The sequence below is a fragment of the Rhodococcus sp. SJ-2 genome (genome assembly GCF_053750035.1).
In genome coordinates, this window is record NZ_CM132340.1 from 5,031,367 (window position 1) to 5,042,664 (window position 11,298).

At 67.3% G+C, this 11,298-nt stretch carries 10 protein-coding genes and 1 pseudogene; 10 read left to right on the forward strand and 1 reads right to left on the reverse strand.

Annotation, left to right across the window (positions count from 1 at the left end; all coding sequences use genetic code 11):
* Positions 1-193 precede the first annotated feature (193 nt).
* The 6 genes and pseudogenes from arc to prcA all read left to right on the forward strand — a co-directional run bounded on the left by arc (position 194) and on the right by prcA (position 5,891).
* Complete coding sequence (gene arc / locus ACSYG9_RS23575; RefSeq protein ID WP_440124747.1) at positions 194-1,975, forward strand: proteasome ATPase; 1,782 nt, start codon at positions 194-196, stop codon at positions 1,973-1,975.
* 29 nt (positions 1,976-2,004) lie between these two features.
* Positions 2,005-2,408 (forward strand): annotated as a pseudogene (locus ACSYG9_RS23580) (nitroreductase/quinone reductase family protein).
* Positions 2,409-2,418: 10 nt separating this feature from the next.
* A complete protein-coding gene (gene dop, locus ACSYG9_RS23585) occupies positions 2,419-3,912 on the forward strand; it encodes a depupylase/deamidase Dop (RefSeq protein WP_454840183.1) in 1,494 nt (497 codons plus the stop codon).
* A gap of 163 nt (positions 3,913-4,075) precedes the next feature.
* A complete protein-coding gene (locus tag ACSYG9_RS23590) occupies positions 4,076-4,267 on the forward strand; it encodes a ubiquitin-like protein Pup (RefSeq protein ID WP_169690235.1) in 192 nt (63 codons plus the stop codon).
* A complete protein-coding gene (gene prcB / locus ACSYG9_RS23595) occupies positions 4,264-5,118 on the forward strand; it encodes a proteasome subunit beta (protein ID WP_440124750.1) in 855 nt (284 codons plus the stop codon). The genes ACSYG9_RS23590 and prcB overlap by 4 nt, the downstream gene beginning before the upstream one ends.
* Positions 5,115-5,891, forward strand: a complete 777-nt coding sequence (gene prcA, locus ACSYG9_RS23600; protein WP_454840184.1) for a proteasome subunit alpha — start codon at positions 5,115-5,117, stop codon at positions 5,889-5,891. Before prcB ends, prcA begins: the two co-directional genes overlap by 4 nt.
* Here prcA and ACSYG9_RS23605 read toward each other — a convergent pair.
* Positions 5,876-7,357 carry a phosphatase PAP2 family protein gene (locus ACSYG9_RS23605; RefSeq protein ID WP_454840186.1) on the reverse strand — a complete coding sequence of 494 codons (1,482 nt, stop codon included), beginning with the start codon at positions 7,355-7,357 and terminating at the stop codon, positions 5,876-5,878. The two genes, prcA and ACSYG9_RS23605, sit on opposite strands and share 16 nt — an antisense overlap.
* Before the next feature lie 62 nt (positions 7,358-7,419).
* Here ACSYG9_RS23605 and pafA point away from each other — a divergent pair, with 62 nt between their 5' ends.
* The 4 genes from pafA (at position 7,420) to tatA (ending at position 11,285) form a co-directional block, all read left to right on the forward strand.
* A complete protein-coding gene (gene pafA, locus ACSYG9_RS23610) occupies positions 7,420-8,778 on the forward strand; it encodes a Pup--protein ligase (RefSeq protein ID WP_440124753.1) in 1,359 nt (452 codons plus the stop codon).
* A gap of 93 nt (positions 8,779-8,871) precedes the next feature.
* Complete coding sequence (locus ACSYG9_RS23615) at positions 8,872-9,918, forward strand: helix-turn-helix transcriptional regulator (protein WP_454840187.1); 1,047 nt, start codon at positions 8,872-8,874, stop codon at positions 9,916-9,918.
* Positions 9,915-10,889: a WYL domain-containing protein gene (locus tag ACSYG9_RS23620; protein ID WP_440124755.1), complete on the forward strand. Its 975-nt coding sequence runs from the start codon at positions 9,915-9,917 to the stop codon at positions 10,887-10,889. Before ACSYG9_RS23615 ends, ACSYG9_RS23620 begins: the two co-directional genes overlap by 4 nt.
* 135 nt (positions 10,890-11,024) lie before the next feature.
* Entirely contained in the window at positions 11,025-11,285 is a 261-nt protein-coding gene (gene tatA / locus ACSYG9_RS23625; RefSeq protein WP_440124756.1) for a Sec-independent protein translocase subunit TatA, read from the forward strand.
* Positions 11,286-11,298 lie beyond the last annotated feature (13 nt).

Below are 11,298 nucleotides of genomic sequence, written 5' to 3' on the forward strand. Positions count from 1 at the left end.
TGATCCTTTCGGGAACGAACAGTAACGGCGCGGGCGCCGAGATTAGGCAAGGCTAACAGTGTGGGGGCGCGGGGTGTCACCGTGCGCCCGTGACTGAGCCGACACGCGTTCGCAACACCAGGATTTCGTGTCGCCCCCCCCGCTTTCGGCGAACTGCCGGTAGCGTGGAATGACCAAGTGGAGGGAGTCGCACATGACCTCGTCAGAGAATCCGGACTCGGGTGCTGCCGCACGGGAACTCGAAGAACTGCGCGCCGAGGTGGTCGCCCTCCGGACCAGGCTCACCGAACCGTCCGACCGTGTCCGCGACCTCGAATCGAGGCTCGAGTCGGTCACGGTACGGAACGGGAAACTGCTCGAGACCCTCAAGGAGGCGCGTCAGCAGTTGCTCACGCTGCGCGAGGAGGTCGATCGTCTCGGTCAACCGCCCAGCGGATACGGGGTGCTGCTCGAGGCATTCGAGGACAGTACCGTCGATGTGTTCACCTCGGGTCGCAAGATGCGGGTGGGGGTGTCACCGAATCTGGAGATCGAATCGTTCCGGACCGGCCAGACGGTGCGTCTGAACGAGGCATTGACGGTGGTCGAGGTCGGTGGGTTCGAACGCGTCGGTGAGATCACGACACTGCGCGAACTGCTCGACGACGGGCGCCGCGCGCTGGTGGTCGGGCATGCCGACGAGGAACGAGTGGTGTGGCTGTCGGCGCCGCTTGCGCAGATCGCGGCCCGCACTCTCGATTCGTCGGTCGAGGAGGTCACCGACGAGAACGGTGACCGGTTCACATTGCGGCCGGGCGATTCGTTGCTGGTCGACAGCAAGGCCGGGTACGCGTTCGAACGGATCCCGAAGGCCGAGGTCGAGGATCTGGTGCTCGAAGAGGTGCCGGATGTCGACTACGGCGATATCGGTGGTCTGGGCCGGCAGATCGAGCAGATTCGCGATGCGGTCGAGTTGCCGTTCCTGCACAAGGACCTGTTCCACGAATATGCGCTGCGGCCGCCGAAGGGTGTGCTGCTCTACGGGCCGCCCGGGTGCGGAAAGACGCTCATCGCCAAAGCGGTCGCCAATTCGCTGGCGAAGAAGATCGCCGAGGCTCGCGGGGAAGATTCGAAGGAAGCCAAGTCATTCTTCCTCAACATCAAGGGCCCGGAATTGCTCAACAAGTTCGTCGGTGAAACCGAGCGGCACATCCGGATGATCTTCCAGCGCGCCAGGGAGAAGGCGTCCGAGGGTACCCCGGTGATCGTGTTCTTCGACGAGATGGATTCGATCTTCCGTACCCGCGGTTCCGGTGTGTCGTCGGATGTGGAGACGACGGTCGTGCCGCAGTTGCTCAGCGAGATCGACGGTGTGGAGGGCCTCGAGAACGTCATCGTCATCGGTGCGTCCAACCGCGAGGACATGATCGACCCGGCGATCCTGCGCCCCGGCCGGCTCGATGTGAAGATCAAGATCGAGCGTCCCGATGCGGAGGCTGCGCTGGACATCTTCTCGAAGTACCTGACCGAGCAGTTGCCGGTGCACGCCGATGACATCGCCGAGTTCGGGGGCGATCGGTCGGCGTGTGTGCGGGCGATGATCGAGCGGGTCGTCGATCGGATGTACGCCGAATCGGAGGAGAACCGGTTTCTGGAGGTCACCTACGCGAACGGCGACAAGGAGGTCCTGTACTTCAAGGACTTCAACTCCGGCGCGATGATCCAGAACATCGTCGACCGCGCGAAGAAGTACGCGATCAAAGCGGTGCTGGACACGGGCACCAACGGTCTGCGGGTACAGCATCTGCTCGATTCGATCGTCGACGAGTTCGCCGAGAACGAGGATCTGCCCAACACCACCAACCCCGACGACTGGGCGCGGATCTCCGGCAAGAAGGGCGAGCGGATCGTGTACATCCGCACGCTGGTGACGGGCAAGAACGCGAGTACGAGTCGCGCGATCGACACCGAATCGAACACCGGCCAGTACCTGTAGCAGCGGGTACTCCGGCACAGGGGTGCATCATGCCGTTGCCACGCGCGTTGGCCCGAGCCAATCGGGTGATCACCAACCGGATCGCGACGCCGGTGGCCCGGTATCTGCCGGGCGCCGGCGTCGTCGAGCATCGCGGTCGCCGGTCCGGTCGGCGGTACCGGACCCCGGTGTTGCTGTTCACCGACGGGCACGTTTTCGGGTGGCGTTGACCTACGGCACCGATACCGATTGGGTGCGCAATGTGCGGGCTGCCGGGGCCGCGGTGATACTCACCCGTGGTCGGCGAGTGCCGGTGTCCGACCCGAGTATCGGCGAGGATCCGCGCGCGGGATGGGCGCCGTCGCCGGTCGCGGCGGTGTTGCGGTTGATCGATGCGTCGAGCTATCTGGATTGCGTGGCCTGCCGCGCTGGCGCGGACTCGTCGATCACCTAGTCTCGACGGTATGCAGCGGATCATCGGTATCGAGGTCGAGTACGGGATTTCGTCGCCCAGTGACCCCACAGCGAACCCCATCCTCACATCCACCCAGGCGGTGCTGGCGTATGCGGCGGCGGCGGGGGTGCCGCGCGCGAAGCGGACCCGCTGGGACTACGAGGTGGAGTCACCGCTGCGGGATGCGCGTGGCTTCGATCTGGGGCGTTTCAACGGGCCCGCCCCGGTGATCGACGCCGATGAGGTCGGTGCGGCCAACATGATCCTCACCAACGGGGCGCGGCTGTATGTCGATCATGCGCACCCCGAGTTCTCGGCGCCGGAAGTTACCGATCCGCTCGATGCGGTGATCTGGGACAAGGCCGGCGAGCGGGTGATGGAGGCCGCGGCCAGGCACGCGTCGAGTGTGCCCGGGGCGCCGCGCCTGCAGTTGTACAAGAACAACGTCGACGGCAAGGGCGCCTCCTACGGCACGCACGAGAACTATCTGATGGCGCGGGACACCCCGTTCTCGGCGGTAGTGGCGGGACTGACGCCGTTCTTTGCGTCGCGGCAGGTGATCTGTGGGTCCGGGCGGGTGGGGATCGGCCAGTCCGGGGACGAACCCGGTTTCCAGCTGTCGCAGCGCGCCGATTACATCGAGGTCGAGGTCGGCTTGGAGACCACCCTCAAGCGCGGCATCATCAATACCCGCGACGAACCGCACGCCGACCCCGACAAATATCGGCGTCTGCATGTGATCATCGGGGACGCGAACCTCGCGGAGATGTCGACGTACCTGAAGGTCGGTACGACGGCGTTGGTGCTCGATCTGATCGAAGCGGGCATCGATCTGTCGGATCTGCAGTTGGCGCGGCCGGTCACGGCGGTGCACCACATCAGTCACGATCCGACGCTGCGCAAAACGGTCGCATTGTCCGATGGCCGGGAAGTCACGGGTCTGGCGTTGCAGCGGCTCTACCACGAGCGGGCCGCGAAGTTCCATGACGGCACCGACGATTCACGGGTCGTCGACATTCTCGACAAGTGGGCGATGGTGCTCGACCTGCTCGAGCGGGACCCGATGGAATGCGCAGATCTGCTGGACTGGCCCGCGAAGCTGCGATTGCTCGAAGGGTTCCGGCAACGGGAGAGTCTGGCCTGGTCGGCGCCGAGGCTGCACATGGTGGATCTGCAGTATTCGGATGTGCGTCTCGACAAGGGGCTCTACAACCGGCTCGTGGCCCGCGGTTCGATGCAACGTCTGGTCACCGAACAACAGGTGCTCGATGCGGTACACACTCCGCCGGCGGACACCCGCGCGTATTTCCGTGGTGAGTGCCTGCGCCGGTTCGGTGCCGATATCGCGGCGGCCTCGTGGGATTCGGTGATCTTCGATCTCGGTGGTGAGTCGCTGGTGCGGATCCCGACTCTCGAGCCGTTGCGGGGCAGCCGCGCGCATGTCGGGCAGTTGCTCGAGACGGCGCAGTCCGCGGCGGAACTGGTCGATCAGCTCACGCACTGACTGTCGGACCCGCCCGCGGCAGTGCGGTGGTGGGTCGGCGACACGCGCCGGGACGCCGCGCGCGGGGGCGTCTGCTCGGTAGTGTGGAGATCAATGTCGTGGCGTGCGGCACGGTCGCCGACCGGGGTCGTGTGCCACTCGAGTACAGGAGGAGGTCGCGGCTATGGCGCAGGAGCAGACCACACGCGGTGGCGGCGGAGACGACGACGAGGTGACCGGCGACGGCGGTGCGGGTCAGGAACGCCGCGAGAAGCTGGCCTCGGAGACCGACGATCTCCTCGACGAGATCGATGATGTGCTCGAGGAGAATGCGGAGGACTTCGTCCGGGCGTATGTGCAGAAGGGTGGCCAGTGACAGCGGACAGATCCTCGCTTCCTTACCGCGAGGTGCAGGGGCGCCTGCACCTCGCGTCACCCTTGTCGTCGTTCACCGACCACTTGCGGGCGTATGCGCCGGAGTTGTTGCCGGAGAACCGGTTCGCGCGTGAGCTGGGCAGTTTCGGTGAGCTCGCACCGCACGGCACGACGATCGTGGCGGTCACGTTCGACGGTGGGGTGATTCTTGCCGGTGATCGGCGCGCCACGATGGGCAACATGATTGCGTCCCGGGACGTGGAGAAGGTGTTCGTCACCGATGCGTATTCGGCCGCGGGTATCGCCGGTACTGCGGGCTTGGCCGTGGAGATGGTGCGGTTGTTCGCGGTCGAGCTCGAACATTACGAGAAGATCGAGGGTGTGTCGCTGACCTTCGACGGCAAAGCGAACCGGCTTGCGTCGATGGTGCGGGGCAATCTCGGTGCGGCCATGCAGGGTCTTGCGGTGGTGCCGTTGCTCGTCGGGTTCGATGTGGATGCACCGGACCCGCGTCGGGCGGGGCGGATCGTGTCGTACGACGTGGTGGGGGGCCGCTACGAGGAACGCGCCGGGTATCACGCGGTGGGGTCCGGGTCGGTGTTCGCGAAGTCGGCGCTCAAGAAGCTCTATCGCGCCGATGCCGACGCCGCGGTGGCGCTGCGCACCGCCGTCGAGGCGTTGTACGACGCGGCCGATGATGATTCGGCAACCGGGGGTCCGGACACGACCCGCGGGATCTACCCGACGGCGGTGTCGGTCACCGCGGCGGGGGCGATGGTGGTCCCGGAAGCGGATCTGGCCGAGTTGGCGCAGGCAATCGTGGTCGACCGTGCGGCAGGAGGTGCCCGATGACGTTGCCGTATTACGCGTCCGCCGAGCAGATCATGCGGGATCGCTCGGAATTGGCCCGCAAGGGTATTGCCCGGGGCCGCAGTGTGATCGCGTTGATCTACTCCGACGGTGTGGTGTTCGTTGCGGAGAATCCGTCGAAGGCGCTGCACAAGATCAGTGAATTGTACGACCGGCTCGGGTTCGCTGCGGTCGGCAAGTACAACGAGTTCGAGGCGTTGCGGCGCTCCGGGATCATGCGCGCAGACATGCTCGGGTATTCGTACGATCGGCGTGATGTGACGGGTCGGTCGCTGGCGAATGCGTACGCGCAGACCCTCGGGACGATCTTCACCGACCAGCCCAAGCCGTACGAGGTGGAGATCTGTGTCGCGGAGGTCGGGCAGGCAGGTGACACCGCGTCGGCGCAGCTGTATCGCATCACCTACGACGGGTCGATCGTCGACGAACCGCAGTTCGTGGTGATGGGCGGCAACACCGAGCCGATCCTGGCGGCGGTCCGCGAGTCGTACCGGCCGGGTCTGGGATTGGCGGACGCTGTGCAAGTGGCGGTGTCCGCGCTGCAGAAGGGCACTTCCACGGGGGCGGACACCACGGGCCGGGTCCTCGGGCGCGGAGAGCTGGAGGTGGCCGTGCTCGAGCGGTCCCGGCCGCGGCGTGCGTTTCGCCGTATCTCCGGTGCGGCCCTCGACGCGCTGCTGCCCGCCGCGTCGACCCCGGCCGTGACACAGGATGCTCCAGAGGCCGAGGACGGTACCGATCAGGGATCGAGCTGAGCGTCCGGTAACCGATACACGGTCAGCGCCGACGGCACCGCCTTCATCTCGAAGGCGGTGCCGTCGGCGTTGGCCTCCCCGTCGGTGGCCAACGCGACCGGCGGACCGTCGAGCTGCACCGACACGGAGGTCACATCCCGCTGCCGGTACACGGCGCTGGCGCCGAGGGTGCCGGTTGCTGCGGCGAACAACAGTCGAATGCGGGACCAGCGTCGATCCGCGCGCAGGTAGCGCACGTCGAGGGTGCCTGCGTCGAGCGCGGTCCGTGACATGGGCACTTGGTCGGTGGGCCGGTAGCAGCCGTTGCCGGCGAACAGTAGCCACAGTGCGGTCTCGACGCCGTCCACGCGTGCTCGGATGGGGGCGGCGGTAGCGAGCACCGCGACCATCGCAGCCGCCGCCGCGGGCCATTTCCCGATGCGCGGCTCCCATGTTTCCCGGAGCCGCACCGCATCGGGGTAGCCGCCGAGACTGGTGGTGTTCAGGAAGAGCCGGTCGCTGCGTCCGCCGGGGCCGGTGATGGTCACCGCCCCGAGGTCGATGCGCGCTGCCAGACCGCCGGTGACCGCGTGCGCGGTGTCAGCGGCGGTGTGGGCTCCGACGTCCACCGCGAAATGGTTGAGGGTGCCGCCGGGGAAGACTGCGAGTGGCAGCGCGTGACGGTGCGCTGCGGCGGCGACTGTCGCGACCGTGCCGTCTCCGCCGCACACTCCCACCGCGGCGGGGCGGGCGTCGGTGATGAGCCGGTCGAGGTACGGCCCGAGTTCGGTGTCGGGGTCGAGCAGTTCGATGCGTGCCCGGGGGAGTAGGTCGGTCAGATCGGCGGCGGTGGTGTCGCTGCTGCCGGACTGCGGGTTGACCACCACCAGCAGTCCGTGACCGTCGGGCAGGGCCGGGGCGTCGACGGCGGTGTCGGCTCGGGCCGGTTCGGCGGCGCGGACCGCCCACCAGCGGCGGGTGGACAACGCGACCGCGGCGCCGGCGACCGCGCCGACGAGCACGTCGCCGGGCCAATGCACCCCGGTGTGCACTCGCGAATAGGCGACGGCGGCCGCGAGCGGAGCCAGTGCGGCGCCCGCCACCGGTGATTCGAGGGCGACACCCGTGACGAACGCTGCCGCGGAGGCGGAATGTCCGGACGGGAACGACGAGGACGTCGGGACCGGCACGAGGCGCCGCGCGAATCGCGGGTCGGTGCGGGACGGTGGTCGTCGGCGCGGCAGCAATGGTTTGAGGACGCCGTTGGCCAGGGCACTGGCCCCGGCCACGGAGGCCAGTCCGCGGACCGCGCCGCGGCGGGCGCGACCGCCGCACAGGACGCACACGGCGGCGCACCCTATCCACAGCACACTGTGGTCGGCGCTGCGGGTCAGGCGCCGGAAGAGCGGGTCGACGGCGGTGGGGACGCGGTCGGTGAGTGCGAAGAGCGCGTGGTCGGCTTCCCGGGTGTGTCGATGGAAGGTCACAGCTGAGAACTGTAGATGCGTTGCGCCCCCTCGGTGTTGTGTGTGCGCGGTACTGTCGAAGTGTGCAGCGACGAATCATGGGTATCGAGACGGAGTTCGGCGTCACGTGCACCTTCCACGGGCATCGCAGGTTGAGCCCGGACGAGGTGGCCCGCTATCTGTTCCGGCGGGTGGTGTCGTGGGGTCGCAGCTCGAATGTGTTCCTTCGGAACGGGGCACGCCTGTATCTCGATGTGGGTTCCCACCCGGAGTACGCGACCGCCGAGTGCGACGATCTGCTTCAGTTGGTCGAGCACGATCACGCGGGGGAGCGGGTGCTCGAGGATCTGCTCGTCGATGCGGAGGAACGTCTCGCCGAGGAAGGTATCGGCGGTGACATCTACCTGTTCAAGAACAACACCGATTCGGCCGGGAATTCGTACGGGTGCCACGAGAATTTCTTGGTGGCCCGCGTCGGGGAGTTCTCGCGGATCTCCGATGTGTTGTTGCCGTTCCTGGTGACGCGGCAGTTGATCTGCGGGGCCGGGAAGGTGCTGCAGACACCGAAGGCGGCCACTTTCTGTCTGTCGCAGCGTGCCGAACACATCTGGGAAGGGGTGTCGTCGGCGACGACGCGGTCGCGGCCGATCATCAACACCCGCGACGAACCGCACGCCGATGCCGAGAAGTACCGTCGGCTTCATGTGATCGTGGGCGATTCGAACATGTCGGAAACCACGACGATGCTCAAGGTGGGGTCGGCGTCGTTGGTGCTCGAGATGATCGAGGCCGGGATCTCGTTCCGTGATTTCGCGTTGGACAATCCGATTCGTGCGATCCGCGAGGTCAGTCACGATATGACCGGGCGACGCCCGGTGCGTCTGGCGGGCGGGCGGCAGGCCAGCGCTCTCGACATTCAACGCGAGTACCACGCGCGGGCGGTGGAGTATCTGCGGCACCGTGAGCCGGATGCGCATGTGGCGCAGGTGGTGGATCTGTGGGGTCGAGTGCTCGATGCCGTCGAATCGCAGGATTTCGCGAAGGTCGACACCGAGGTCGACTGGGTGATCAAACGCAAACTGTTCCAGCGGTACCAGGATCGGTACGACATGGAGTTGTCGGACCCGAAGATCGCGCAGCTGGATCTGGCGTATCACGACATCAAACGTGGTCGGGGTGTGTTCGATCTGTTGCAGCGCAAGGGTTTGGCGACACGGTTGACCACCGACGAGGCGGTGGATCGGGCGGTGGAGACGCCGCCGCAGACGACCCGCGCGAAGTTGCGTGGTGATTTCATCGCGGCGGCGCAGGAAGCGGGCCGCGATTTCACCGTCGACTGGGTGCATCTCAAGCTCAATGATCAGGCGCAGCGCACGGTGTTGTGCAAGGACCCGTTCCGGTCCGTCGATGAACGGGTCGAGCGGCTCATCGCCTCGATGTAGCGGCACTGCCGGACGGGTTGCTCTACCCGCGTGTCCCCGCCTCGGTGGGATGGGGGCGGGGCTACCGGGCGCCGGGGGCATTAGGGTTGGCCCGTGGCGATTTCGAAAGTCGAACGGTTGGTCAACCTGGTCATCGCGTTGCTGTCGACCCGTCAGTTCCTCACCGCGGAGAAGATCCGGGCGTCGGTGGCGGGCTACGCGGAGTGCGCGAGCGACGAGGCGTTCAGCCGCATGTTCGAACGCGACAAGAACGAACTCCGCGACCTCGGGATTCCCCTCGAGACAGGGTTGGCGTCGCGGTATTCGACGGTCGAGGGGTATCGGATCAACCGGGACGCCTATGCGTTGCCGGAGATCGACCTGAGCCGGGAGGAAACCGCGGCGGTGGCGGTCGCGGCCGCCCTGTGGGAATCACCGGAGTTGACGTCGGCGGCGCAGGGCGCGTTGCTCAAGTTGCGGGCCGCGGGGGTGCAGGTCGACGCCGACCCGGCGGGCACGGTCGCGGCGATCCCGGCGCGGGCCCGCGGTTCCGAACCGGCCTTGCAGAAGTTGCTCACCGCGGTCGACGAGCGGCAGGCCGTGCAGTTCGAGCATCGCAGCGCGCCCACCGACCCGTGGACGCTGCGCACGGTCGAGCCGTGGGGTGTGGTGACGGTGCACGGCCGCTGGTATCTGGTGGGGCACGACCGGGACCGGGACGCGACTCGCACCTTCCGCCTGTCGCGGATCTCCGATGAGGTCACCGCGGTCGGTGCGCCGGGTGCGGTGCAGATCCCCGAGCAGGTGGATCTGCGGGCCCGGGTGCTCGCCGCGACCCGCCCCGGCGATGTCACCGGGACGGCGCAGGTGTGGGTGGCCGCCGGCCGCGCATACGAGGTACGCCGGCTCGGCCGTGACCGGGGTTCTCGGCAGGTCGGGGGTCGCGCCGGCAGTGTGGTCGAGGTGCCGCTGCGCGCCGGAGAATGGATCGCCCGTACCCTCGCGGGGCAGGGTGCCGACGCGTTGGTACTCGACCCACCCGAGTTGCGCGACGAGGTCCGGCGGATCCTGGCACAGGTCGCGGCAGGCGGAGCGACAGCACCAGGCGGAGCCACCGGCGAGAGCGCGGACGACGAGACGGTGGGGGAGGAACAGCGGTGAGCAGTACCCGACTGGCGGGGCGATTGACCCGGCTGCTGAATCTGGTGCCGTATTTCACTGCGCGTCCCGGGATCAGCGCGGCCGCTGCCGCCCGCGATCTGGGGGTCACCCCGAAACAGATCATGGACGATCTCAATCAGCTGTGGGTGTGCGGGCTGCCCGGCTACGGGCCCGGCGATCTGATCGACCTGTCGTTCTCCGAGGAAAGCATCGTGGTGACCTTCACCGCGGGTATCGACCGGCCACTGCGGTTGACCTCCACCGAGGCGACGGTGTTGCTCGTGGCACTGCGGTCGCTGCTCGAGATGCCCGGGGTGGTCGATCCGACGGCGGCGCAGAGCGCCATCGCCAAAATCGAGGCGGCCGCCGGAAGCGCTGCGGCCGGACCCGAGACCGCGATCGCCCCGGTTCCCGACGATCCCGTCGCGGCGCGGGTGCGGGATGCAGTCCGCGACAGGCGTGCGGTACATCTGACCTACTATTCGGCGTCCCGCGACACCGTCTCCGAACGCGACGTCGATCCGATCCGCATTGTGCTCGTCGACGAACACACATATCTGCAGGCGTGGTGCCGCACGGCTGAAGGGGTGCGGCTGTTCCGCTTCGACCGGATCGACGAGGCGCGGGTCCTCGACGAACCCGCGCGGCCCCCGCAGCAGTCACTCGATGTCGACGAGCACCTCGAGTTGTTCGCGGGAGATCCTTCGCTTCCGGCCGCGCGGTTGCGGATCGCCCCGTCCTACACCTGGCTGCTCGACTACTACCCGCTCACCGACGCGGTGGTGCTGCCCGACGGCGGCTGTGAAGCGGTGCTGCGGTTCGCGTCGCCGGAGTGGTTGGTGCGCCTGGTGGTGGGGCTCGGCGCCGGTGTGACCGTGCTCGGTCCGGGCCCTCTGCGTGACGCGGTCCGGGAGCGGGCGGTGGCCGCGCTCGACGCCTACGCCGCGCTCGGTGACGAGCCATCGGTGTGAATCACAGAACCGAGGGGGGAATGAAACGACCGTGATGTGAACGCTGTGCGAACACTGCGTCGAACCGCGTTCTCGGGGCCGCCGATGTGCTGCTGTCCGGTAGCATCGTGCAGAGCCAATCAGTGGAGGTTGTAAATGGGTGCAATGAGCCCGTGGCACTGGGCCATCGTCGCGTTGGTCGTCATCATCTTGTTCGGCTCGAAGAAGCTGCCGGATGCCGCGCGCGGTCTGGGCCGTTCGCTCCGGATCTTCAAGAGTGAGGTCAAGGAGATGCAGAACGACGACGCTCCGACGCCCGCTCAGCCGACGCCGAACCCGTTGCCGGCGCCGACCGTGACCGAGCCGACCCAGGTGTCGACCCAGAAGGTGACGCAGCCCGACCAGCGGTCGGCCTGATCGACTTCTCCCC

Bases quoted from the DNA above. Each gene is read 5' to 3' on its own strand.
- arc (WP_440124747.1), top strand. From the start codon at position 194: ATGACCTCGTCAGAGAATCCGGACTCGGGTGCTGCCGCACGGGAACTC.
- dop (WP_454840183.1), top strand. From the start codon at position 2,419: ATGCAGCGGATCATCGGTATCGAGGTCGAGTACGGGATTTCGTCGCCC.
- ACSYG9_RS23590 (WP_169690235.1), top strand. From the start codon at position 4,076: ATGGCGCAGGAGCAGACCACACGCGGTGGCGGCGGAGACGACGACGAG.
- prcA (WP_454840184.1), top strand. From the start codon at position 5,115: ATGACGTTGCCGTATTACGCGTCCGCCGAGCAGATCATGCGGGATCGC.
- tatA (WP_440124756.1), top strand. From the start codon at position 11,025: ATGGGTGCAATGAGCCCGTGGCACTGGGCCATCGTCGCGTTGGTCGTC.